Here is a 23,324-nt window from a genome sequence, read left to right as displayed (position 1 = left end):
CACCAATAGATTCTTTGAAGGTTTGTTCGTAACAAATAGTATGATTATAAATTAAAAAAATAAATATTATAGTCACCCAAAATAAAAAGCGTGAGCTATTGGGCACACGCTTAAGAAGAATTTTAATTTAAATGTTTTTATAAAAGTTAATTTTTTAGTTATTATTTTTATACATTTTTTGTTCTTGTCCCCAAACCTCAATTAAATTTCTAAGTTCATAAGAAGCAAATTAATGATTAAAAGATTGTAACCCCTACTATAAGAAATACTATTATTACTAAAGGAAGAATGATAATCATAAAGGACACTATTATTGTTAATAATGCTTTCCATGCTGAAAATTGGTGTGCTTCTCCTAAACATTTTAAGGAAATAATGATTGTCCAAATTCCAATAACTATATCGATTATGGAAAAAATAAGAAACAAAATCGTTAAAGTTATGCTACTCTCCATTTTCGGTGTCTCGCTCGTAAAGTTTTCTATCCCAAACAAGAAAAATGAAGGCACCCAAACTAATATAAGAGAATAAACGTAAGGGATATAAGAGTAGGCAACTGCGTAACGTGTTTTTTCAAAGGTACCTTGTCCACCAAGTTTTTTTGCCACCCAATTAAATAACGCTGGTAGCAAAAAATAATAAATTAAGAAAGCAACGAAGGTACCGAATATAACCATTGAGATTATTGAAACTGGACTACTTATTGAATCCGCCATATTTTTAGAAGATGCTCGATCTAAAGTCTGTACGAATGAGCCTAATAAAATGAGTAAAAACACATTCTTAGGTTTGGTTATAAAAATTTCTTTCATTGTATCACGTGGTTTTGTCCAAATGGAGAACCAAGGATTAAGTGCACGTTTAAATTGATTTTCTGGAGTTTCCATATAAAAAACATTCCCCTTTCTTAAAACATATCAAATACAAATTCCTAATTATCCCAGTTATGTACATAGAAATATTAAAGCATAAATAGTCGATTATTTAAATATAAATATTCAATTATTTAATTTCATCTGAAACTTAGGGGGAGTGCTTCTTAGCAATTACCTTTATATTTTCTTGCATTTTTAACTATGGGCTGAGTAGTTACTTTCATTTTTGAGTACCCCACATTCTTTAATACATTGGATAAACAGTTATAATCTTATCATTAATAAGAACAAACCTAATTTCCATTCCTTCAAATGTTTTACTAGAATATAATCTTCCACCCATACATCTTTTATTGCTATAAGTCTCGTGAATGGCTTCCATAAGAAGAATGCGATTATATACTTGAAATGCAACAAATCCTCTTTAAAAGCCTATACGTATTTTCCCTCCATCTTCTATATGCTTCCGTAAATAATAATACTTATGGAGTTCTATAATCATATAAAACAAAACAAACGAAAACACTGTGCATGCAGACATAAATACAATTGCCCCCATCTGTTGTGTTGCAATGCTAAGAATTATATTAGCAATTAACTGCCCCGATCCCGCTGCAATAGCTGCTACTTTTACACCACCAGTTCCTTTCGATGATTTTGATTTTTTTCTTGGTTCCTGAAGTTTTTCAATATGATTTTTATAAAAATAATACAAAGCAAAGCCATACAAACCAAATGAAAGAATAAAATAGATGGGAGTTTGTAATTGTAACACTTCATAAGCATATTTTTGAGTTATAACCAATAATCCGACTGAACATATGGCGCCATATACTCCTCGAAATAGGGTGTATTGTAATTGTCGTTTCCGAGGATTGATAGCAATCCATATCGCCCACAAATTTAAAAAAACAACTGGAAGAGTTACTATATATACATAGAGTAATCGAAAAGGATTCGCAAAAGCGGGCAACAGAATAAATATGTCCGCTCCCACAAGAACAAGGGCAATTATTTGGAATCTTATTTCATTTACAGGATAAAGAGCCATATAATGTGCAAAAGCTTTCTTATTAAAATCTGTATTTTTTTTCATGTTAATTAAATCACCCTGCTATTGTTCCAATCGGTAAAAGTTTCATAGCTATTTATTCTCCTTTTTTTTAAATTTATCCATAATATTATGAGCAACTATATTCCATCGCTTTGGCTTGTTTTCAACATTTCCCTTTGTCATCAATTGAATAACTAAAGTCGGACCATCTCTTTTAAGACGCACATCTAATAACTCTGATTCTTCCAACTTTGGTATTTTCCCAAAAATACTAATTAACGCTTGGGGATTTAAAAATTTAAATTGATCAATCATTTTTATACTCCCTATTTATTATTTCTCTTCTCAAAATAATAATGATCTTCCATACCATCTACCTGTCCTGTTCGTGTATTGTATTCATATCTTACATTATGATGCAGTGGATGATCTCCAACTCCACCTTCTCCAAACTTATGACCCTCTGAATGATCTTGATTGACCTTTTACTTCATATGTAAATTCTCGAGTCATAATAGGCTGTTTATTATCATTTAATATCCTTTTACCATTACTATCTGTTAATGGTACCATTTTTTGACTAATCGGGTGTTGAAATCTAGGTATATTTAATTTCTTTTAAACTAGCCCCCTAGATTCATGAGAATTTCCCCCCTCAATCTTCTTAACTTTGAGATAATATTAAAAAGACTTATGCGTAATTCACATAAGTCTTACTTTTGTTACTCATAATTAATTATTATTTGTCTTTGTAATCACATAAGCTAGAAAACACTTCTCAAAAGGACAAACCAATAATGCACCACTCTAAAAAAGAGAATTGATATCTATTAAATATAATAATCAGGATTTCCTTCCATTTTTATTAAACATTCTTCTAAAGAATCCGCTATTTTCTCATCCTCAGAGTAAATAGGACATTGACCTAATTCATTTTCCTCTTTAAATTTAATGGTTAAAAAGTTAAGTTCTGTTACTTCAAAAAACACTAATGATTCATCATCATCTACATCATCTAGGTTGGGATTATATTCATAAATATCTTGTCTTAAACGGAAATCTGCAACTGAAATCGGGTCCATAAATCTGTTAAAAAACGTTTTTTTATCAGAATTTAAAAACCCACAACCTATTTCTTGATAAAAGCGTTTCAGTTCTTTTGGAAGTTCCATTTTTAATAAGCTTTCTGCCTCATCTATCTCATCTTGATATATAGGATAAAAAATAGGTTTTTGTTTAGAACGGACACTTCTGTCTGCCACAACATATTCTTTCAAAAAGTTAAACACAATTTTTAATACCTCCTATTAAAGAAGGGTTATTTTTAACGCTTCCTCAAGCATTGTATTAAAATCATTATATGTGTTCATTACCGTACCTGATGGTTTATCAAGTTCTAGATAAGTACCGTCTGATAAGTTTTTACAGAACCATGCTATATTTGAATCTCCAAGAAAAAGATACTCTTTTTGAAATTCATTTTCATACCAAATCTCATTCGTGTCTATAAAACCGCAAATATGTTCATCTTTTTTTGTTTCTAGTAAAGAAGAATCAACTCCGTAAAGTACCAGTCCATCAAAGTCTAAACCATTTACAGTTTTAAGAAACTCTTCGTATTCCCTCGGTAAATCAACATTAAATTTCTCTTTTACATGTTCTCTTAATCTTTGAACTTCAGTATCCGTTGCGGGTGTATTCAGCTTATAATTAACACTTTTCAATATATCTCCAATTTCCAAAATCATATTTTTCCACATATAAAAACCTCTTTCTAAATTTATTCCCCTTTAGGGTAGATATTATATTTCGGTATAGGCCAGCTTATGTCTACACTATCTCCAGGTTGTAATCCTTTAGTTAATGTACGTTGTGTATTAGTTATAGCTTTATGATATGGGTGATTTTGTATTAAAGTTAAATTTTCAAATGCATTTGTCCCTCCATCATCTAATGGAAGATTATGATGTACTTGCCACCCTATCGGAGGCTTTCCTCTTTTCATCAATTCTATATCCCCATCTGATATACCAGCATTCTTAAGTTCAGCAAGCTTAGCAGGGTCATTAACTAAGGATTTAAGAAAATCTTTTCTGACACTCGTATCAAATTCCTTCCGAAGTTGTTCAGCTTCTTCTCGAGTTCTCTTAGAGTAAGTAATTTCATCAACTTTAACATCTTTAAGAATCACATCTTCTCCATTAACACTCATACTAATGGTGCCTTACATTTCACATAGTACATATTAATTACTATAAAAACTTCTTCTTAACTTTGGTTTAATATTAAAAAGACTTATGCGTAATTCACATAAGTCTTACTTTTGTTACTCATAATTAATTATTCGTCCTCGTCTTCAAACTCATATAAGCTATCAAGTAATTCTGCAAAAGATGAACAAACAGGATAGATGGATTCTTCCATTTCTTCTTCCTCATGGTCCCAAAATACGACTGTTGGTGACTGAGGATTATTTCGGTAATCAAAGCATAGAAGGTTACCAAACGGGTCTCTAGCAAAAGGATATACTTTATCTACCAATCTATCTTTTATACTATTATATGTTTGCAGCATAGAAATTTTTCTCTCAGAGTCTAAGGTTAAAAGATTATTAAGTGAATCTTCATCCTGATTAGGAATATTGAATGTATCTGGAGTAGGATAGCCACCATCATATTTCTTTACACACTCAATAAAATCATTAGGAAATTTAATACCAAAGTACTGTTCTAATTGTTCAATTTGTTCATCTGTAACTTTTTTCTCACTTACATTAATCCATGTAATGTTGTTCATAATTATAAACCTCCCTATTTATCACTATCTTTTCCCCAAATTTTATATCCACCTGTATGACCAGTATCGTGATGTATCTGATAATCTACAAGTTGCATTCGACCAAGTTCCTGATGATGATGCCATGTATAATTTTCTGGTGTTTTCCCTATTCTAAATAGTTCAATCTCTTCTTTCGTGAATTTTGAAGCTAATTTAGGGTCTTCCATTATTTGTTTGTATAGGTCCTTATTGCATCTTCTAAAATGTGTTGTTCTAGTTTTTTTGAAGTCTGTCTCTTTTAAGGTTACCTCGCCCTTAGATTTAAAAATAGGAAATCCATCAGCATCATAAGGTATACCTGTAACTGGATGTTTATCTCCTGCTAATTCACCCATTCTTAACCTGATTGTTTTTGGACCATTCGGGCCTTCATAGGTATAATTAGCTGCTTTTTGTAAATATTGCTGTGTTCCACCTGCAAATGCAAAATCACTTTCAAATTTCCCTGTGTAATTATTAAATACGTTTAGTGTGTTTCTATATGTAGCAGAATTAGTTAATCCGGACATACCTTTTGCTAGATTTGCAGTAGTTGCTACCTTCGATACTTTACTTAACCCTTTATCACCAATAAGTCCTAATCCAACTTGTGTTAAAGCATAACTTCCCCATTTAGCACGACTTTCTGCGTCTCCATTTATTACATCATTAATAAATGAATCTGACAATACATTATACATCGTACTGAGGGTATCAATAGGGTGCAAAGCAGCGTTCCCCATGTTTTCCCACGTTTCCCAATCTCCTAAAGCTTTTATTCCGTCTATTGTATCGCTAACTGCTTGCCCCGTACCGTCTACAATGCCATCCCAAATTTTTTCACCAGTAAATTTTTCAGGTAGCTTACCACACATTTCACCTTCTTCAATTGAATTGGCGGCTTGTCGTGCCCTCTCTTCTGTAATTGCTTGAATTGAAGTTGTCCATTCCATATTCAACCCTTGTGTACTAAATGTACCACTTGCAGGACTAAAACCTTTTCCACTTTGTACCTCTGCTAAACCTTGTGCGATACTAGCAGCTAGTTGAAGTGCTGTATCATAATTACTACTAGAAGCATAATTAAATTCGTATAAATGTTCTAGTTTCTCTTGCAGTTTTCGTTTCATGACAGTAAAAAGATTCGCCATAGCATCCATACCCGGCATTGGCATAGCTTGATTGATAGCTTCCATACTTGTTTTCATTCGGTCAATTTCTCGAATTTGTTCTAATATTTCTTGTTCGATAACATCTGTCGAAGCGACTTGTGATTGAAATTGACTTGGAAAAGCATCATTTTGACGGATTAATTCTTCACATAAGTAAATGATTCCTTGTGCTAAAGGACGAAAGGTTTGTACAAAAAATGATTTTGCACTGCTATAAGTTTGTCCTTGTAGAACAGTATCAATTGCAAAGGCATCAATTGACTGAATAGCTTGTTCCATACCTTGAATGGTAGCGGTACATACAGCATTCATGCTTTGAGTTTGGCTTCGTACTTCTCCCAAATACATATTTAAACTCATGCATTGACCTCCCTTGCTAATTGTTGTTGTTGATAGGAAAGGGCGTTTTCTAAATCATTAAGGTCTCGTCTTTCTTTAAGCAACGTTTCTTTTTTGTTTTCTACTTCAAATGTGACTTTTCGTTCAATATGTTGTGCATCTTGATACGTATTCATATTAAAAACCTCTACTTATATGTAGAGGTTTTTGTATGACGAAAAAACACGTAGTTCCATTGTTATTTTACAAACCCCAAATTCTTCCTCACCTTAAAGTGGAACAAATTTATTACTTAGAGTGTCTAATAAGTGTATTTCTAATATGAGCTGTCCAGATTGGATACAACATATCCCGTTTGACATCTATTTTTATGTATTACAAAAAAAATGAAAGGACTTATTATTCCCAAAAGTAAAAAATATGCACCGTAATACTTTCACAGGTGAACCATTACAAGTGAAAATAAAAAAGAAATAACCCAAACCGTGACTTATCAATCCTATAAAGTGAAACTTTAATCAGTGGGGGTCTTACTGCCCGGCAAATAGCGGGATAAACGTTTGAGATGTCATTTAACCTGTGAAATTTTAGCTGCAGTAGTATTGTTACCCAATGCCATCTTTAATTGCATTGGTATTTAGAATACCTAGACAAAATCCATATATTCTTGAAAGAGGTTGAAAATTTATGTTCGTTTTAAACAAGTTCTTTAACATTTTACATTACAAAAAGATTGTGCCTGTAGTATTACTTTCATGTGTATCACTTATAGGCTGTTCCAATAGTAACACTCAATCTGAACCACCTAAACAAACGAATCAAGCTAATCAAATTAAACAAGAAAATACAGGTAATCAATCTTTCGCTAAACTTGAAAAAGAATATGATGCTAAGCTTGGTATTTATGCACTGGACACAGGTCCGAATCAAACTGTTGCTTATCATTCAGATGATCGTTTTGCGTTTGCATCTACATCTAAATCATTAGCTGTGGGCGCTCTTTTACACAAGAACTCATTAGAAGCTCTTGATCAAAGGATTACGTATACTCATGAAGATCTTTCTAATTATAATCCAATTACTGAAAAGCATGTTGATACAGGAATGACGTTAAAAGAACTTGCAGATGCTTCTGTTCGATATAGTGACAGCACAGCACATAATTTGATTCTTAAACAGTTAGGGGGGCCCTCTGAATTTGAAAAAATCTTGAGAGAAATGGGAGATACTGTTACTACTTCAGAACGATTTGAACCTGAATTAAATGAAGTGCATCCAGGAGAAACACATGATACCAGTACACCAGAAGCGATAGCTAAGACACTTCAATCATTTACATTAGGAACTGCACTTCCAATAGAAAAACGTGAACTATTAGTAGATTGGATGAAGAGAAATACAACTGGAGATAAATTGATTCGTGCGGGCGTACCAAAAGGATGGGAAGTAGCTGATAAAACAGGCGCGGGATCTTACGGAACAAGAAATGATATCGCAATTATTTGGCCACCAAATAAAAAGCCGATTGTTCTTGCTATACTTTCTAATCATGATAAAGAAGATGCTAAATACGATGATAAACTTATTGCAGACGCAACCAAAGTCGTGTTAAATACCTTAAAAGCTATGGAATAAAGGATAATAGGTTGAAAGTTTTCTATTTTGGCGGGTGTTTTCTCTAGTAGGGGTTGTACCGTATTTTCATCAACTAAAAATTTAATAGTGTCTCAAAAACGAAATTTGGTGCTCCCCCTAAAACATCTGGACTATAATAGCCAATTAAAAAATGCAAACAAAACGACCCTTAATCAGTCGTTTTGTTTGCATTTCCTTTTTCTAAAACCACAGAAAAGATAAGTACTATAGTTAACAGCATAATAAACCTTACTTCACTTCCGTCACTTACAAAAAATGAATATAAAGTATAAATTAAAATTAATATTCCGTAAATAATTTTGTGCAATGTACTCCCTCCTTTTTGCCGTATATATTTTAGTATAAAAGTTTGATTCAAGCCCTATATCCAAATGAAAATAAAAATACTTTTCTCTTGTTAATTTATCTATTTTCTTTTTATAACTCAAACTTCTTCGAATCGTACTTTTCTAGAGTTTGCTGCAATTCATCTTGTTCATATGGAATATGCTTATCTGTCTGTATATCTTCAACATTTGCTCCACCTGCTAATAATCTCCTGTACATAAAAGAGTGCCCTGTTAATACTGGTTTAATCATTTTGTATCGCCCTCCTTTTGTTTGATTATTTGTATCATAAAACAAGTATCTGAAGTTGATATGTAGTCTATCTAGAGTGTATGTAAATTTAGAAAATCTCTAATAAAATGTTTGTATTGTAACGTTACCACCAAAACTATTGCCCTAAACACCATGATTTGAAGAGATAGACCCCCATGTTCTAGTCTCAATTCCTCCTACAGTTCTATATTCAGTAAAACTGGTTAATCCCTATAATATAAAAAGAGCACCACTTTTTGGATGCTCCTCGTTATAACTATATATTATTTAATTTCCTTCTTTTTCTGGTACCATTTTTCCTTCTTGAGAATCTGTACCTTCTGTTCTTTCAACTGTTTTTGCATATTCTGGTTTCTCAGGGGATCCCATTTCCAATCCTGGTTGAGAATCTGTACCTTCTTTTGTTGGTACCATTTTTCCTTCTTGAGAACCTGTACCCTCTGTTCTTTCAACAGTTTTTGCGTTTCCTTTAGGAGTTGCTGGCACTGCATCTTTAGGTAAGTCAAAGTTTTGTGAGAAAGACGTTGTTCCATCTGCACTCTGTGTAATTACTTGATTTGAACTACCTTCATTTGACTTTAAATTGTCCATTTTCGCATCATCTGCACCTCCCGCTACCAATCCTGTACTTAAAAGCGCTCCTGCTAATAATGTTTTAATCATTTTTCATTACCTCCTGTTTATTTGTAATATTCATCAAAAAAGTATCTAGAGTTAATGTTTTAGTCATTATCTTTATCTACTTGCTTTTTGATTACATTTAGCATAAGACAAGAATCTATAGTTGATATGGACTGTATCTGGAGATTATGTAAAGAAAAATGGATGATCCATTGTATATCCTAATGGATGCTTAGACAAGATTGAAACTTTATATGAGTTTGAACAATTGAGTTCCCCTTTGTTTTTGGGTGTGAGGTTTTTAGCTGGAGTGGAGCGAGGGACTAACCTTTTCTAATATGAAAGCAAACTTTTTATTATTAGTTTACATTCATTCCCCCTTAAATAATGACTTCTCAACAATTCCCTTGATATCCTCAATTTATATAACAGCAGATTTACAATATTAAATATCTATCAATATGATTTATTCTATTGATAGATATTTAATTAATTTTACACTTCAACTAAGGCTTACAAATATCTCGTATGACTTATCTCAAAATCCTTATCGATGTTAAAGTTATTCATTTTTAAGACTAGAAACAAATTAATATTGTGAATTCACATTTTAGGGGTACTACCCCATACCCATCAACTTAAGAATTCAGAATTACCCCGAAACGAAAAAATGAGTTTTTTTGTTTCAAGTTAGTACAAAATTTCGTTCTGGGGGTACTATAAAATTTTAGTTTGATAGCGATGTGACGCTACCCCTATAAAGGTATAGTTTTCGTACTTTCATATACAATCATGTCACTTAAGTAATGTGAGCGTCGCTGCTATTACATTGTCGACAAATGAACGTTGGGGGCGAGATTTCATCATAACCGTTAGACCGATTAACGCTACAATCAGTGCCTGTGCCAAAGACTTTGCATCTGTGTTGACTTCCAGCTCACCTGATTGGATTCCTCGTTCGATCGTCTCCTGAAAAATGACAGCGAGGTACATTTGATGTTCTCTGGTCAAAATTTCAAATCTCTCATCATGAGGTGCTAATTCAACCATTGTATTGATACAAAAACAACCTTTACTAAGATCACCCGCGTATTCTTCATTGACGACATCCGCAAAGAAAATAGAAAATGACTCTTTTACAGAGGAGTGACTTTGAAGCCTATTTCGTACATCAGATGCCCGAGACATTGTATATCTACGAAGTGCGGCTTCAAACAATTCTTTCTTATCTCCAAAAGCCGAATAAATACTAGGGCGTTGAATGCCCATTCTAGAAGTAAGATCACTTAATGAGGTAGCCTCATATCCCTTCTCCCAAAATAGCTGCATTGCTGCATCTAAAACTTGATCCTCATCAAATTCACGAGTTCTTGCCATTAAGAATTCTCCTTCTCAAACTTCGATTTTATTAATTGTTTTAGGATAGGTGTGTAGGTAATTACAATTGTTTTTCATTACCAAACAGTATGTAATTATTATATAATTAGCCATTATTTATGTCAAATCAAGCTCCATTCATTTAATGTAACATAAACTTTAGTGCAAAAATCGTTGACATCACGAATGAGACTAAGTTATATTTACCAGTAATTATATTGTACCGAACGGTATGTTATGATTAAAAATCTAATGTGATTGGAGGTTAAGGTATGTTTAAAACAGAGACAGATATAGAAGATGATCCACTCTACACTAAGATAAGTCATAAATCTTCCATAACAAAACCTAATTTGAATCAACAGCCATCCATGTCTCACGCTTTGGCATTATTGTTTGCGACTGCCTGTGGAATGTCTGTTGCCAATATTTACTTTGCACAGCCGTTGCTTGATCAACTATCTAATGAGTTTAGTATTAACCATTCCATTATTGGTGTTGTTATTACCGTTACACAAATTTTTTATGGAGTGGGCTTACTGCTACTCGTACCGCTTGGAGATTTGCTAAACCAGCGACGTCTAATTGTCGGTCAGATGCTATTATCTACAACAGCTCTGGTTATAGTTGGTACTGCTTCCTCCAGCATGGTACTTTTCGCAGGTATGGCTTTGGTGGGTCTGCTTGCAGTTGTGACACAGACTCTCGTGGCGTTTGCAGCGACCATCGCTCCCCCTACAGAAAGAGGACGTGTCGTTGGAATTGTAACAAGTGGGATAGTTATTGGCATACTTCTCGCACGCACTTTTGCTGGTATATTAACAGATGTTGCGGGATGGCGTTCTGTATATCTATTTTCTGCTGCGCTCATGCTTTTGATGGTTTTTATGTTTATAAAGATGTTGCCCAATGTTAAGCGCGAGGTAAAATCGCTATCCTACCCTGAGTTGATTAGATCGGTGCTTACTTTATTTATTCAAGAACGAACGTTACGTGTTCGCTCCATTCTAGCCATGCTGATTTTTGCTGATTTCAGCATTTTGTGGACTTCACTAGTACTGCCACTTAGTACACCGCCAATTGCTCTATCTCATAGTGCAATTGGCGCATTCGGTCTTGTAGGTGTGGCTGGAGCCTTAGCTGCGGCACGGGCAGGGAAATGGGCCGATCAAGGTTACGGACAACGAACGACAGGTATTGCTTTAGCTCTATTATTGATTTCCTGGTTGTTCATCAGTTATATAGAGCAGTCATTAATCGCATTAGTGATAGGGATAGTTCTACTTGATTTGGCCGTACAGGCAATACATGTCACGAATCAAACCATGATCCTTCCATTGCATACAGAAGCACGGAGTCGACTTACTGCTGGATATATGGTGTTTTATTCTATCGGCAGTGCTGGTGGTTCAATTGCTTCGACTCAAATATACGCACACTTTGGCTGGGGAGGGGTTTCCTTACTCGGAGCCTCTGTCAGTGCTTTCGCTCTTCTTTTTTGGGCTATGACCAGACGAGTTAAGATTTCATGAAATAAACGTGTGTTAGCCAATATGAGAAACACGTTACTACTATAAAGGAAATGATTAATTTTTTTGACTTAAAATCTAATTGAACTAGGAGAGATGACAAATGGAAATAGGGATTACGTCTTTTGTAGAAACGAAACCAGATGTACATAGTGGTGAAGTGATAAGTCACGCACAGCGATTGCGTGAAGTTGTTGAAGAAATCGTTCTTGCTGATCAAGTAGGACTTGATGTGTTTGGTGTTGGTGAGCACCATAGGAAGGATTATGCAGCATCCTCTCCAGCGATGGTTCTATCAGCGGCGGCACCACAAACGAAAAAGATACGGCTAGCGAGTGCAGTAACTGTACTTTCTTCAGCTGATCCTGTGCGCGTTTTTCAGGATTTTTCTACACTGGATGGCATTTCAAATGGACGCGCAGAGATTATGGCGGGTCGTGGTTCCTTTATCGAATCTTTTCCATTGTTTGGCTATAACATGAAGGACTATGAAGAGCTGTTTGAAGAACATTTGGACCTACTTCTCAAAATACGTCAGTCCGAAAAAGTGACTTGGGAAGGCGGACATCGACCAGCAATCAATAATTTAGGTGTGTATCCAAGACCTGTTCAAAATCCTTTACCGATATGGGTTGGTAGCGGTGGAAATCAGGAGTCTGCTATCCGTGCCGGTTTTCTGGGATTACCACTTATGCTGGCGATTATTGGTGGTAGCCCAATGCACTTTGCACGAATTGTACAGCTATATAAGAAAGCGGCGGCTCACGCTGGCCATGATGTATCAAAACTTCAGGTGGGATCTCATTCGATTGGATTTGTTGGAGAAAATACGGAATTGGCAGCAGATACATTTTTCCCGTCCACTCAGGCAGGCATGAATAAACTTGGTAAAGAGCGGGGGTGGCCTTATTATGATCGTTCCAGCTTTGATGCTGCACGAAGTTTTGAAGGGGCATTGTATGTTGGTGATCCAGATACAGTCGCCGAAAAAATCATCCATCTTCGTAAGCATGTAGGGATTACACGCTTTATGATGTATGTACCATTAAGTACCATGCCACATGATCAAGTCATGCGTGCCATAGAATTGCTTGGAACAGAAGTTGCCCCTCGTGTAAGAGAGGAAATTGCCAAATGGGAGGCTGAAGGAGAACAGGAGACACATCTATTCCGTTAATTATTCCACAAGGATTGCATCAAGTCTCATTATTTAACTGGAGGAATTTATATGAAAATTGACAGTCGAGTATTACCAGAATTAAAACAGGCTTTCTCACAATTTCCAGGCTTTCAATTAGAGGGGGATTTAGAGGCGAGTCGAAGTCTCTTGTCGAATCCACATTTGGAAAAATCAGAGCTTGTACACATGACCAAGCGAATGATTCCTGGCGCTGCTGGCGAGATGTTAGTTAAAATTTACGAACCCGTTGAGAACAATCTTGATAAACTTCCAGCTATGCTGTGGATTCACGGTGGCGGATACGTAATGGGACACCCCGATATGGACGATGTTTTGTGTGAACGCTTTGTTCAGAATGCTAAATGCGTTGTTGTGTCTGTCGATTATCGACTTGCTCCCGAACATCCTTATCCAGCGGCTATCGAAGATTGTTATGCAGGCTTGGTTTGGATGACAAATGAGGCAGACTCGCTGGGCATTGATGTGAATCGAGTTGCGATCGCCGGTGCAAGTGGAGGCGGTGGACTAACCGCAGCGCTTGCGTTAATGGCTCGGGATAAAAGAGGTCCATCTATTATATTCCAGATGCCGCTGTATCCGATGCTTGACAACCGCAACATAACACCATCAAGCTATGAGATTACAGAAGACCACGCAACATGGAATAGAGCAAACAATTTGACGGCTTGGAGTATGTACTTGGGCAAGGAGAAAGATTCCAACGAGCTATCTCCCTATGCCGTACCTTCGAGAGCAGAAAACTTAGCCGGGCTACCGCCAACTTATACATGTGTAGGTCAACTCGATTTATTTCGAGATGAAACCATTGAATATGTAACACGACTTGCACAAGCAGGCGTAGACGTTGAATTTCACCTCTACCCCGGCTGCTTCCATTGCTTTGAAGTATTTGTGCCTGAAGCCGTAGTAAGTCAGCGTGCCAGTCAGAATTATTTTGATGCGATGGCACGGGCACTTCATCCATAATTTATCTTGGCTCAGTCATCAGAGTGTTCAACTGAAGGCATGAGTGATAGCTCTAGGTTTATTCGATGAGCAAAGATTACAGGACGAAGTACAAATAGTGCCACCATATACTTTGAATTTTGCACCTTACTCATTGATTTAAAAACAGTAAATACTTCAAAGTTTGAATAGCTAACCAAGGTTTCAAAATAATGCAGTACGAGAGGTCACCTTGAAAAAGGTGGCCTCTCAAAATGAGTTTAAGCCTAGCAACAAAAGAAATCCCTCTAAAATGATTGTTATATATGATCGAAAATGTAGAATGAAATTGAAGATAAAAAACACTTTTAGGAGGTTATCATGACATTTGATGAATTGAAAAAAAACAAACCAACAACCTCATGGGTTGAGTATGATGAAGATGGGGAATTTTTCACTGAAGAAAATATAAGTGCAACAAATAAGGTTCTTGACACTTACATTAACAATTTACAGCAATTAGGTGAGAATCCAACCGAAGTCGAAGTAATGCAAGTCGTTAAAGAGGTCGTTATTAAAATAAATGAATTAAATATCGAACATGACCATTTTATCGAAACGTTGGAAAGAGAAGATCTCTATGAATTTATCGATACAGCCGCAAGAATAGCTGGCTTAGAATCCGAAGAAGATATAACAGAAGAATGGCGAGAATGGTAAAAAAGTTGCACCTCTATTTGTTAGAGGTGCAACTTTTTTCATACGCCAATTGAATTCATGATTTGATACCACCAAAAGGCAGTCTCTCTCAAAACTCAATCCTCTCCCCAACTCCGTGCTCCACCGCTCTCTCATACAAATACTTCGCAACGATAATATCCACTACCGCCAAACCAACTGATTTGAAAATAGTAATCTCTTCGTCGTTTTCACGGCCGGCTTTTTCGCCACTTATAATTTGACCAAGTTCGGCATGGATGTTGCTTGCTTCAAATAGACCTTCTTTTATTGGAACTTGAAGGTCACCTGTTTCTTCTAGTGCTGCTTCTTTTGATTCGACTACTACTTTGTTAGCGCCCGCGATGGCGTGGGATGGTAGTTCTTGCATGCTTGGCCTGAATGAGCCGACGGCGTTTATATGGACGCCTTTTTGTAGTTTTTCTGAGAAGACTGGTGTGGATGCGTTCGTAGTTGTGACGATGATGTCTGCTTCGCTTATTGCTTCATTTGCATTTGTGTGAACGTAAGCAGGTGTATTGAATCTCTCTTGTATGTATTGCGCAAATGCATACGCTTTTTCTTCTGTTCGATTGTATAAAATGACCTTTTCAATATCTCTTACCGCAAATACAGCTTCGGCAATTCCCTTCGCCTGTTCGCCTGTCCCGATGATGCATAAAGTTTTTGCGTTATGACGCGCTAAATGTTTTGTTGCTACTCCTGATAGGGCGCCTGTTCGAATCATAGTTAAATAGGATCCTTCTAAAAGTGCGAGCGGTTCTCCCGTTTGAAAGTCTGATAGCATCACAATCCCATTTATCGTTTTCTTTCCTATCTTTTTGTTCTCGGGGACTACTGTTACTACTTTTAAGCCAAGTGCCTCAAGTCCTTCCGCTACTGAAGGCATAATTAATGCCGTATTTTTCTCATTAGCAAATGGCAAGGAACCTCGTATTGGCGTGATTGTTCTTTCTGCGGAAAATTCTTTTAAAGCAAGCGCCGCGTATGCAATAACTTCGTTCATATTTACTAAATTTCTTTGTTCGTTCGCGCTTATGACTAGCATATCTTTCCACCTCCTCCTTCTATCCTAACAAAAATCCTCGATTCAAATCATCTCTCGGATCTACAACGAACTGATGAAATCCTGTAATAAATGCATTTCCCGTTACTTTCGGAACGACAGCTTCATATGTATCTACCGCTGTTACCGACAATACTTCTCCTTCGAATTTCCCATCAGTAATGCATTCATGGATGAATATTTCTCCCTTTTGCAAGGCATCTTTTTCAAAAAGAGTTGCGATTCTTGCGGAAGTTCCTGTACCGCAAGGAGAACGGTCCACTTGCCCATCAGCAAAGATCGTTACATTTCGTAAAGTTGCATCTTTCTCTTTCGGTTCATCTGAGAAAATAACGCCGTATATTCCTTTTAAACCTTCTTCAAGTGGGTGCTTCACTTCCATTCGGCTCTCAATGTAATGCTTAATTTTACCGCCCCACGTCTGAATAGCAGGTAAATCGTTGAAATCAACTTTCAAACCAAATTCTTTACTATCTACTACAGCGTAAAAAGCTCCGCCAAACGCGATATCTACTTGAAATTCATAGTTATCTATTTTAATAGGAACGTCTTTTTTGTATACAAATGAAGGGACGTTTTCAAATGATACTGACTCTACTTCGCTCCCGTTATATTTTGCGTACGCGACCACTTCGCCAGCAGGGCTATCAATAATGAACTTTTGTTTCTCACCTGTCACTTCAAACATACCTGTTTCAATTCCAACTGTAATAACAGCAATAATGCCGTGCCCACACATCGTACTCCAGCCTTCATTGTGCATAAATAACACGCCAAAATCAGCGTGATCACTTGCCGGCGGAGTAATGATACAACCGTACATGCCGTGATGCCCTCTCGGTTCATACATAAGAATTTCGCGAAGATGATCTAAATGTTCCATACAGTATGCACGTCTTTCTAGCTGCGTTTCTCCTTTTATTTCTGGCACGCCGCCTGTAATAATTCGAAGCGGCTCTCCAGCTACGTGCGCATCAATTGTCGTATACACTTTACTAACCTTCATTTCTATCTCTCCCCTATATGTTGATACTATTTTCATTGCAAATATCATGCCAACGCGTAGGGGGATAAATTTGTATACATTATTAAAAAAACATACACTACTGTCTATTTTTTTATACACGGTCCAAGAGCTATTTTATGGAACACCTTGATACAGCCAGGCTTATTATTTTCAATGGAAAGTTACTTCCCCCCTCAACATATACTGTTCAAAAGCAAAAGGAAGTGATCCCATGTATTACGGAACAAAAGGCTGGTACGTAGCTGAACTAAAAAAATTAGGCGTGCGTTACCATGAAGGAAGAAAACTAGAAAGTTACCGCGGACATGTCTTACGTAATTTACTAACTGCAGAACAAGAGAAGACAAAAAAAGAGTAATCTGTTATCGAGTGCTTCTCGGCATTTATCAACGATTCAACAATTCCCGCCAAATGACTCCTCCATTCCACCAACCAATCACACATTCATACAAAGAAAAAAAAGGTCACCCAAACGGGTGACCTTCCTTTCTTATTCACAAACAAGAATTTGTCTAGTAAATGATCCTTTTCTTGTAATACAGCGATCTGTAATTTCCAATCCTGCTTCATGAATCATGTCGTCCATCGTTTCCATCGTGACAACGACTACCTTTTTAGCGATGCGGCGCGCGCTTGAAAGAATTGAGAATTGGTCTTCTGGTGTTGCATGCGTAAATAAGTCGTACGGCATATCGATAATGGCAACGTCGTAGTTCTCCGTAATTTCCTCAATTGGACCTATTGTTACTGTCCCTTCAAATCCGAAATGTGCGATGTTTTTTCTCGTTCCAAGAACTACAAGTGGATTAATATCTCTACCAACGATGTTAATCCCCATAGAAAGTGCTTCTACTACTACTGTTCCAATACCGCAGCACGGGTCAATCGCTCGTACTCCCTCTGGATTTGGTACAGCAATATTAGCAACGGATCTCGCAACACGTGTGCTAAGAGATGTCGAGTAGCTATGCGGTTTTTTTATGTGATGATACCAAACTGGTTCACTTTCTACATAGTGCCCGAAGTACCAGCGTCCTCCAAGAGGAACAATCCCGAATACACGCTCTGGATTACGAACATCCGCTTCTCCTTCAATATGCATGCCGAGGTCTCGTTCAATGAGACGTCTTTCCCCATATTCAATTTTATTTTCTTTGCCAAGATCATTGATTTTAACGAAGATAACTTTAAACGACGCCCCCGCCAAATCAATTTGTTCCACTTGTTTTAGAATACTTTCTAAGTCGTCTCCTTCATACATAACCTCAACGCGCTCTTTAATAAATGCACTTCTACTCGGTTCAATTTTGACATCACTTTTCAAAATATTAACGTGAGACTCCATTCCAAAGAACGAGCGCATTTCCAAGTAACATAAAGCACGCTCCTCCTCGCGAAATGCATACGTATATATACATGCAGGTGTTTTACTATGATTATTCAATCTATGATCATCCTCTATATCGTTATAATTACAATTGCTATAATACTTTTTCATAAAATTAAATGATATCACATGCCGGAAATAAAGAGAAACCCTAATAAATAAAAAGAGACTGCCTATTGGCAATCTCTTTTTATTTATTAACGGAAAGAAGATACGCTATTACCCTTTGCTTCGTAATAATCTAAAATACCTTGATAAATCGCTTCTGCTGCATCTTGTCTCTGCTTTGGTGTAGCAATTTTATCTGCATCACTTTTATTATCTACAAATGCTAATTCTGTTAATACAGCTGGCATTGTATTTTCTCTAGTTACATATAAGTCCTGATGTTTCACACCACGATCTTTTGTTCCAAGTGCTGCTACAAGGCGGGCTTGAATTTTTTTTGCTAATAAAATACTGTCTTGTACATGTGGATTCGTTGCTCTTGGCGCTGCTGACTTATAATATAATGTTTCTGTACCATATCCATCTTTTTCTTTAGAACCATTAGCATGAATACTTACAAAAATATCTCCATTATTTTTCTGAGCAAACTCTACACGTTTCTTTAATGAATTAGGACCACTTGTTCCTGGGCGTGTATCATCTGTACGAGTGAACATAACAGTAAATGGTGCCTTTTTCTCAAATATTTTCTGTAATCGTAATGATACGTCCAATACTGTTTCGCTTTCTTTCTCATAATAACCAGGATTACCCGAGTCAATTCCACCGTGACCTGGATCAATAATAATCGCTTTACCTTCTAGGAAGTTCTCTTGTTTTACTGGGTTTAATTGGTTTTTATCAACCCACTGGAAACCACTATTTGTACGGATACGAATCCAGCTATCTTTTTCTTCAATAACCGTTACTGTTTGTGCTCCATATTTCCCTACCACTTTAGAAGAATGTGAAGCTTCTGCATATGCAGTAAACCCTTCAGTAATAGCTTCTGTTTTTTCTTTTAAAGGTGTCCATTTCTCACCTTTGTTCGTTACAATTTTAATCCATCCATCTCGCTCTTCTTTTACTACAACTTTTTGTGGATCATGTTGCATGTCAGTGATTCCTGAAGATAAAGAAGGTTGATGATATGTAATGAACTTACGATCTATATACATTTCCTTCGTTGTTTCTTCTGGTTTGCTCGTATTATCATTATTTTTCTTTAGCTTGTCCGCTTTATACGTCATTTGCGCTGCTTGCTCACGTGGTATAGAAAGATCCGGGCTCCAAATTGTCTTCCCAGTACCAGCAGAAATCTCTAACGCTACCAAAATATTTGCTGCTTCTTTACCGAAATGACCTTCTAAATCAGTAAATGGATTCGTGATTGGGGCTGGTACTAAACCTTTTAATTTATAAGCCTTAACAAGCATAGAAGCCATTTCAGCACGCGTTACTTTTCCATCAGGATCAAATACGCCTGCTCCTCGGCCTGCAATAATATTTTCTTTTTCAATTGCTGCAATATACTGAGTTGCCCAATGATTTTTTGAATCATTAAAAGATGGTTTCCCAGCTGGATCCACTTTTAATCCAATTGCTTTCGCTATAATTGTCGCTGCTTCCGCACGTGTTAAAAGACCCTTTGGCGCAAACGTATCACTTGTCATACCGCTAATTACATCTCGCTCTACTAAATAGTAAATTGCGTCTTTTGCAAATGAGTCGTCTCGAACATCTGAAAACTTCTTCGTTTCTGCTAAACTACTAACTGGATAAGCTAGTAAACTTGCTGCTAACATACCTGCAGCGATTGCTTTGTACTTCATGAAAAACAAATCTCCTCTCGAAACCTCACATTATAAAGTTCTCTTAATCAAACTAATATTAAAAATATTAATTGGTAAATAACTCCTATAATAGTTTATAACATTCTATCACTGTAGTAAATACGTTTCCTACTCATATTATTAAAGATGAATATATAAGGAACAATAAATATATATATAAATTTCAAAAAGCGAATCATTACCCACCAAACAATTCGCCCCAAAATGAAAAGCTGATTAAAAATAATATTTTTAATCAGCCCTCTCTATTTTCTATGAAATTATTCTTCAATTAAATCGGACATTACATATGCATATACTAATGCTTCTGTATGTGCAATCGAACTTTCATGTGTACGCTCAAACGCATGAGAAGAATCAATACCCGCTCCAATTAATGCATGTTTCACATCAAATCCAGCGTGAATCGCAGCTGAGGCATCCGATCCATAGTACGGATAAATATCTACTTTATATTCGATATTATTCGTTTTCGCAAGCTCTACTAAATGTTTACGCAGTGCATAATGATACGGACCACTAGAGTCTTTTGCACAAATAGATACTGTATATTCGTCAGATGCTTGTCCATCACCTAACGCTCCCATATCAACCGCTAAATACTCAACCGTTTCTTCTGGAATGTTAGAGTTACCACCGTATCCAATCTCTTCATTGTTAGAAATTAAGAAATGAGTTGTATATGGTAATGTTACGTTTTCGTCTTGTAATCTTTTAATTAATTTTAATAGAATCGCAACACTTACTTTGTCATCTAAATGACGTGATTTTATGTATCCACTGTCTGTAATTTGAACGCGCGGATCGAATGAAACGAAGTCTCCTACTTCAATTCCTAATTCGCGCACTTCATCAGCTGAAAATACACGCTCATCAATACGAACCTCAATATTTTTCTCATCTCGTTTCGCTTCACCTGCATCTTTATATACATGCACAGATGTTTGATGCATTAAAATCGTTCCTGTATACGTCTTACCGCTTGATGTTTCAATTTCGCAATATTCCCCTTCTACAGAGTTCCAGCGAAATCCACCAATCATGGAAAGACTCAGACGACCGTCAGATTTAATTTCTTTCACCATCGCCCCTAACGTATCAACGTGTGCCGTTAATAAACGGTGCTGTGCATCATTTTTCCCTTTTACCGTTAAAATGAGAGCGCCTTTATTGTTACGCTTCGTTTCTACGTTCCATTCACTTACATAGTTTTCAATAAAACGAATGATTTTCTCTGTATTTCCAGACGGACTCGGAATAGAGACAAGCTCCTTAATCAGTTCCATCGTTTCTTTCGTATGATGTGCCATTGTCGTTTCCTCCTCATTTTCTCTACTATTCAGTATACCGAATTTACTATAAATCCTCTACTAATATAGTTTAATTTTCTAAATTATATTAAAATTCACTTTAACAAAAAAAACATAGCGTTATTCATGAACACTATGCTTTCTATCAAACTATTCTTCTGACACATCTAATAAATAAATGCCTCTTTCAAACCCACCGCGCTCTATTTCTTTTTGCTTTCGTAGACGTTCTACGTCTTCAATCGTTGCACCTTCTGCACGCGCTAATGAGATAATTACTTCCAGTGCATCCGCAAGAGAATCAAGCGCATGTTCACGCTCTTTCATGGAAGCAAATTCACGAATTTCTTCCGTTCCAATTTTCGCTAAAGCTTGTATGTATGCGTGTCCTGTTAAATTTTGTGCTGTATATGTTTTTCCAGACATCAAAATCTTCTCTGGAACACGGTCTCTTACTAACTTGTTATATGCTGACATTATTCATCCTCCTATGTTTAATAACATCCGAGCTCTGCTTTATAGAAAAACCATTTTTTCTTCACGCACGCACTAAGCATATCAATTCCTGATCCATGTGCCCTTACGTGTGGAAAGAAATAGTGCTCTGATTCTTCTTCCTTACCATATAAAGTTTGGTACGCAGCTGGAATTGCTTCTTTTTTCACATCTTTTTCTTTCGTCACTTCGCCAGAAAATGCAACGCTTGGATGTCCTTCAAAAAACAAAGCAGTTCGTACCGCCATAGATGGTGTACTATGCAAAGCATAATACGCTATGACAATTATGCCGATAATGCCTATAATTTTTTTCATTCATTACTCCTTAAAAAAAGTGCTAACACAATTATACTAAAATGTGTTAGCACTTTCTCCCCTTTACCTTAAATTAACCAGCAGTAAAACTACCACTATACTTTATTCCCCTTTAAATGCTGGCAAACGTTTTTCTAAAAATGCAGCAATACCTTCTTTATGATCCGCTGTTTGTCTCATCGCATATTGGCCGCGTTTTTCAAGTTGCAACGTTTGTTCTAAATTAGAGCGATTTACTTCACATAAAATTTGCTTCGTTTGAATCATCGCTTTAATCGGCTTTTGTGACCATTCACTAATTTTTTGCTTCACAGCCGTTTGGAAATCCTCGCCGATTACTTCATCAATTAAGCCGATATCAAGCGCTTCTGTTGCTGATAACTTCTTTCCTTCCCAAATAATTTGCTTCGTCATATTTTCACCGACGCGCTTTTGAAGGAAGAAATGGCCGCCGCCATCTGGAATTAAAGCGATTCCAATAAAGTTCATCGCAATAACGGATGAAATATCCGCCATCACATAGTCCGCTGTTAACGCAATACTTAATCCAAGACCAGCAGTTGGTCCATGAATAGCACTAATAACAAGCTTCGGCATCGTATATAAAGTCACGACAACTTCAGAAATAGTATTCATAATACCATCAAACTTGCTTTCATCATTACTTGAAAGCATCGATTTAATATCTCCACCCGCAGAAAAACCACGGCCGTTCCCGCATAACACTACAATATGCGCCGAACTCTCCGCTACTTCTTTCAGTTTTTGTAATAACTCTTTTAACGTTGGCTCATCTAATGCATTTAACACCTCTGGGCGATTGACCATAATCGTTGCAACGTGCCCTTCATATTTCACAATGACAGATTCTGTTTTACTTGTTACTTCCATTATATATACCCCTCTTTTCTACATAAAGATTATACTTATATAATTATAGAAAGCAGGTGAAAAACCCTTCTTTTTTCTTAATTTTCT

The 23,324-nt window shown here is 36.4% G+C and carries 25 protein-coding genes and 3 pseudogenes; 6 read left to right on the top strand and 22 right to left on the bottom strand.

The window, feature by feature from the left end; genetic code table 11:
- Window positions 1-236: 236 nt before the first annotated feature.
- The 10 genes and pseudogenes from KVT31_RS09940 to KVT31_RS09895 all read right to left on the bottom strand — a co-directional run.
- A complete protein-coding gene (locus KVT31_RS09940) occupies window positions 237-887 on the bottom strand; it encodes a Yip1 family protein (protein ID WP_088095345.1) in 651 nt (216 codons plus the stop codon).
- Window positions 888-1,299: 412 nt separating this feature from the next.
- Window positions 1,300-1,971, bottom strand: a complete 672-nt coding sequence (locus tag KVT31_RS09935; RefSeq protein WP_088095344.1) for a hypothetical protein — start codon at window positions 1,969-1,971, stop codon at window positions 1,300-1,302.
- A 99-nt stretch (window positions 1,972-2,070) separates the two neighbouring features.
- Window positions 2,071-2,244 (bottom strand): annotated as a pseudogene (locus tag KVT31_RS09930) (Imm50 family immunity protein); the annotation flags it as partial.
- Window positions 2,245-2,255: 11 nt separating this feature from the next.
- Window positions 2,256-2,351, bottom strand: coding sequence for an HNH/endonuclease VII fold putative polymorphic toxin (locus tag KVT31_RS30210; protein WP_226545716.1), 96 nt, complete (start codon window positions 2,349-2,351; stop codon window positions 2,256-2,258).
- Between the two features lie 408 nt (window positions 2,352-2,759).
- On the bottom strand, window positions 2,760-3,218 hold the full coding sequence (locus tag KVT31_RS09920) for an SMI1/KNR4 family protein (RefSeq protein WP_088095342.1): 459 nt from the start codon (window positions 3,216-3,218) through the stop codon (window positions 2,760-2,762).
- A gap of 18 nt (window positions 3,219-3,236) precedes the next feature.
- On the bottom strand, window positions 3,237-3,689 hold the full coding sequence (locus KVT31_RS09915) for a YrhA family protein (protein WP_088095341.1): 453 nt from the start codon (window positions 3,687-3,689) through the stop codon (window positions 3,237-3,239).
- Window positions 3,690-3,709: 20 nt separating this feature from the next.
- On the bottom strand, window positions 3,710-4,141 hold the full coding sequence (locus tag KVT31_RS09910) for an HNH endonuclease signature motif containing protein (RefSeq protein ID WP_088095340.1): 432 nt from the start codon (window positions 4,139-4,141) through the stop codon (window positions 3,710-3,712).
- Between the two features lie 128 nt (window positions 4,142-4,269).
- Window positions 4,270-4,725 (bottom strand): SMI1/KNR4 family protein, encoded by a 456-nt coding sequence (locus KVT31_RS09905; protein WP_001060034.1) that lies wholly within the window; start codon window positions 4,723-4,725, stop codon window positions 4,270-4,272.
- Between the two features lie 14 nt (window positions 4,726-4,739).
- Entirely contained in the window at window positions 4,740-6,278 is a 1,539-nt protein-coding gene (locus KVT31_RS09900) for an HNH endonuclease (RefSeq protein ID WP_088095339.1), read from the bottom strand.
- Window positions 6,275-6,439 (bottom strand): annotated as a pseudogene (locus tag KVT31_RS09895) (DUF3958 family protein); the annotation flags it as partial. The pseudogene KVT31_RS09895 and the gene KVT31_RS09900, both read right to left, overlap by 4 nt.
- A 505-nt stretch (window positions 6,440-6,944) precedes the next feature.
- Here KVT31_RS09895 and blaIII point away from each other — a divergent pair.
- Complete coding sequence (gene blaIII, locus KVT31_RS09890; protein ID WP_088095338.1) at window positions 6,945-7,892, top strand: class A beta-lactamase BlaIII; 948 nt, start codon at window positions 6,945-6,947, stop codon at window positions 7,890-7,892.
- A 169-nt stretch (window positions 7,893-8,061) separates the two neighbouring features.
- On the opposite strand, the gene KVT31_RS09885 is transcribed toward blaIII, so the two are convergent.
- From KVT31_RS09885 to KVT31_RS09870, 4 genes are all read right to left on the bottom strand, one after another.
- Window positions 8,062-8,220 (bottom strand): hypothetical protein, encoded by a 159-nt coding sequence (locus KVT31_RS09885; RefSeq protein ID WP_000548946.1) that lies wholly within the window; start codon window positions 8,218-8,220, stop codon window positions 8,062-8,064.
- A 110-nt stretch (window positions 8,221-8,330) separates the two neighbouring features.
- Window positions 8,331-8,492 carry a hypothetical protein gene (locus tag KVT31_RS09880; RefSeq protein ID WP_170930119.1) on the bottom strand — a complete coding sequence of 54 codons (162 nt, stop codon included), beginning with the start codon at window positions 8,490-8,492 and terminating at the stop codon, window positions 8,331-8,333.
- 288 nt (window positions 8,493-8,780) lie between these two features.
- The gene (locus KVT31_RS09875) at window positions 8,781-9,176 is read right to left on the bottom strand and encodes an alpha-ketoglutarate permease (RefSeq protein WP_088095337.1); all 396 of its coding nucleotides are present in this window, start codon (window positions 9,174-9,176) and stop codon (window positions 8,781-8,783) included.
- A gap of 753 nt (window positions 9,177-9,929) precedes the next feature.
- Complete coding sequence (locus tag KVT31_RS09870) at window positions 9,930-10,511, bottom strand: TetR/AcrR family transcriptional regulator (RefSeq protein ID WP_088095336.1); 582 nt, start codon at window positions 10,509-10,511, stop codon at window positions 9,930-9,932.
- A gap of 272 nt (window positions 10,512-10,783) precedes the next feature.
- On the opposite strand from KVT31_RS09870, the gene KVT31_RS09865 reads away from it, so the two are divergent.
- The 4 genes from KVT31_RS09865 (at window position 10,784) to KVT31_RS09850 (ending at window position 14,885) form a co-directional block, all read left to right on the top strand.
- Entirely contained in the window at window positions 10,784-12,043 is a 1,260-nt protein-coding gene (locus KVT31_RS09865; RefSeq protein ID WP_088095335.1) for an MFS transporter, read from the top strand.
- A 100-nt stretch (window positions 12,044-12,143) separates the two neighbouring features.
- Entirely contained in the window at window positions 12,144-13,217 is a 1,074-nt protein-coding gene (locus KVT31_RS09860) for an LLM class flavin-dependent oxidoreductase (RefSeq protein ID WP_016089100.1), read from the top strand.
- Between the two features lie 51 nt (window positions 13,218-13,268).
- Window positions 13,269-14,207 carry an alpha/beta hydrolase gene (locus KVT31_RS09855; RefSeq protein ID WP_088095334.1) on the top strand — a complete coding sequence of 313 codons (939 nt, stop codon included), beginning with the start codon at window positions 13,269-13,271 and terminating at the stop codon, window positions 14,205-14,207.
- Between the two features lie 339 nt (window positions 14,208-14,546).
- The gene (locus tag KVT31_RS09850) at window positions 14,547-14,885 is read left to right on the top strand and encodes a hypothetical protein (RefSeq protein ID WP_088095333.1); all 339 of its coding nucleotides are present in this window, start codon (window positions 14,547-14,549) and stop codon (window positions 14,883-14,885) included.
- Window positions 14,886-14,973: 88 nt separating this feature from the next.
- Here the strand turns inward: KVT31_RS09850 and KVT31_RS09845 are convergent, their stop codons facing one another.
- Together KVT31_RS09845 and KVT31_RS09840 are read right to left on the bottom strand one after the other, a co-directional pair.
- Entirely contained in the window at window positions 14,974-15,951 is a 978-nt protein-coding gene (locus tag KVT31_RS09845) for an ornithine cyclodeaminase family protein (protein WP_088095332.1), read from the bottom strand.
- A gap of 19 nt (window positions 15,952-15,970) precedes the next feature.
- The gene (locus KVT31_RS09840) at window positions 15,971-17,023 is read right to left on the bottom strand and encodes a proline racemase family protein (RefSeq protein WP_140392366.1); all 1,053 of its coding nucleotides are present in this window, start codon (window positions 17,021-17,023) and stop codon (window positions 15,971-15,973) included.
- 89 nt (window positions 17,024-17,112) lie between these two features.
- Between KVT31_RS09840 and KVT31_RS09835 the strand changes: the two are divergent.
- Window positions 17,113-17,354: pseudogene (locus tag KVT31_RS09835) on the top strand (YflJ family protein).
- Window positions 17,355-17,486: 132 nt separating this feature from the next.
- On the opposite strand, the gene KVT31_RS09830 reads toward KVT31_RS09835, so the two are convergent.
- The 6 genes from KVT31_RS09830 to KVT31_RS09805 all read right to left on the bottom strand — a co-directional run bounded on the left by KVT31_RS09830 (window position 17,487) and on the right by KVT31_RS09805 (window position 23,237).
- The gene (locus KVT31_RS09830; protein ID WP_088095330.1) at window positions 17,487-18,440 is read right to left on the bottom strand and encodes a TRM11 family SAM-dependent methyltransferase; all 954 of its coding nucleotides are present in this window, start codon (window positions 18,438-18,440) and stop codon (window positions 17,487-17,489) included.
- A 140-nt stretch (window positions 18,441-18,580) separates the two neighbouring features.
- A complete protein-coding gene (locus KVT31_RS09825) occupies window positions 18,581-20,203 on the bottom strand; it encodes an N-acetylmuramoyl-L-alanine amidase (RefSeq protein ID WP_217613524.1) in 1,623 nt (540 codons plus the stop codon).
- Window positions 20,204-20,484: 281 nt separating this feature from the next.
- Entirely contained in the window at window positions 20,485-21,534 is a 1,050-nt protein-coding gene (locus KVT31_RS09820; RefSeq protein WP_088095328.1) for a M42 family metallopeptidase, read from the bottom strand.
- A 150-nt stretch (window positions 21,535-21,684) separates the two neighbouring features.
- On the bottom strand, window positions 21,685-22,011 hold the full coding sequence (locus tag KVT31_RS09815; protein WP_088095327.1) for a nucleoside triphosphate pyrophosphohydrolase: 327 nt from the start codon (window positions 22,009-22,011) through the stop codon (window positions 21,685-21,687).
- A gap of 17 nt (window positions 22,012-22,028) precedes the next feature.
- A complete protein-coding gene (locus KVT31_RS09810; RefSeq protein ID WP_088095326.1) occupies window positions 22,029-22,346 on the bottom strand; it encodes a hypothetical protein in 318 nt (105 codons plus the stop codon).
- A gap of 102 nt (window positions 22,347-22,448) precedes the next feature.
- On the bottom strand, window positions 22,449-23,237 hold the full coding sequence (locus KVT31_RS09805) for an enoyl-CoA hydratase (protein WP_088095325.1): 789 nt from the start codon (window positions 23,235-23,237) through the stop codon (window positions 22,449-22,451).
- Between the last annotated feature and the right edge of the window lie 87 nt (window positions 23,238-23,324).

The organism is Bacillus sp. GbtcB14 (genome assembly GCF_019091205.1).
Classification (GTDB): Bacteria; Bacillota; Bacilli; order Bacillales; family Bacillaceae_G; genus Bacillus_A; species Bacillus_A cereus_AG.
The sequence above is the reverse complement of the archived record's forward strand: the minus strand, read 5'-3'. Positions and strand labels throughout refer to the sequence as shown.

Bases quoted from the DNA above. Each gene is read 5' to 3' on its own strand.
- KVT31_RS09845 (WP_088095332.1), bottom strand. From the start codon at position 15,951: ATGCTAGTCATAAGCGCGAACGAACAAAGAAATTTAGTAAATATGAAC.
- blaIII (WP_088095338.1), top strand. From the start codon at position 6,945: ATGTTCGTTTTAAACAAGTTCTTTAACATTTTACATTACAAAAAGATT.
- KVT31_RS09805 (WP_088095325.1), bottom strand. From the start codon at position 23,237: ATGGAAGTAACAAGTAAAACAGAATCTGTCATTGTGAAATATGAAGGG.
- KVT31_RS09915 (WP_088095341.1), bottom strand. From the start codon at position 3,689: ATGTGGAAAAATATGATTTTGGAAATTGGAGATATATTGAAAAGTGTT.
- KVT31_RS09820 (WP_088095328.1), bottom strand. From the start codon at position 21,534: ATGGCACATCATACGAAAGAAACGATGGAACTGATTAAGGAGCTTGTC.
- KVT31_RS09940 (WP_088095345.1), bottom strand. From the start codon at position 887: ATGGAAACTCCAGAAAATCAATTTAAACGTGCACTTAATCCTTGGTTC.
- KVT31_RS09810 (WP_088095326.1), bottom strand. From the start codon at position 22,346: ATGAAAAAAATTATAGGCATTATCGGCATAATTGTCATAGCGTATTAT.
- KVT31_RS09870 (WP_088095336.1), bottom strand. From the start codon at position 10,511: ATGGCAAGAACTCGTGAATTTGATGAGGATCAAGTTTTAGATGCAGCA.
- KVT31_RS09815 (WP_088095327.1), bottom strand. From the start codon at position 22,011: ATGTCAGCATATAACAAGTTAGTAAGAGACCGTGTTCCAGAGAAGATT.
- KVT31_RS09855 (WP_088095334.1), top strand. From the start codon at position 13,269: ATGAAAATTGACAGTCGAGTATTACCAGAATTAAAACAGGCTTTCTCA.
- KVT31_RS09910 (WP_088095340.1), bottom strand. From the start codon at position 4,141: ATGAGTGTTAATGGAGAAGATGTGATTCTTAAAGATGTTAAAGTTGAT.
- KVT31_RS09865 (WP_088095335.1), top strand. From the start codon at position 10,784: ATGTTTAAAACAGAGACAGATATAGAAGATGATCCACTCTACACTAAG.
- KVT31_RS09935 (WP_088095344.1), bottom strand. From the start codon at position 1,971: ATGAAAAAAAATACAGATTTTAATAAGAAAGCTTTTGCACATTATATG.
- KVT31_RS09860 (WP_016089100.1), top strand. From the start codon at position 12,144: ATGGAAATAGGGATTACGTCTTTTGTAGAAACGAAACCAGATGTACAT.
- KVT31_RS09900 (WP_088095339.1), bottom strand. From the start codon at position 6,278: ATGAGTTTAAATATGTATTTGGGAGAAGTACGAAGCCAAACTCAAAGC.
- KVT31_RS09905 (WP_001060034.1), bottom strand. From the start codon at position 4,725: ATGAACAACATTACATGGATTAATGTAAGTGAGAAAAAAGTTACAGAT.
- KVT31_RS09825 (WP_217613524.1), bottom strand. From the start codon at position 20,203: ATGAAGTACAAAGCAATCGCTGCAGGTATGTTAGCAGCAAGTTTACTA.
- KVT31_RS09875 (WP_088095337.1), bottom strand. From the start codon at position 9,176: ATGATTAAAACATTATTAGCAGGAGCGCTTTTAAGTACAGGATTGGTA.
- KVT31_RS09850 (WP_088095333.1), top strand. From the start codon at position 14,547: ATGACATTTGATGAATTGAAAAAAAACAAACCAACAACCTCATGGGTT.
- KVT31_RS09880 (WP_170930119.1), bottom strand. From the start codon at position 8,492: ATGATTAAACCAGTATTAACAGGGCACTCTTTTATGTACAGGAGATTA.
- KVT31_RS09840 (WP_140392366.1), bottom strand. From the start codon at position 17,023: ATGATATTTGCAATGAAAATAGTATCAACATATAGGGGAGAGATAGAA.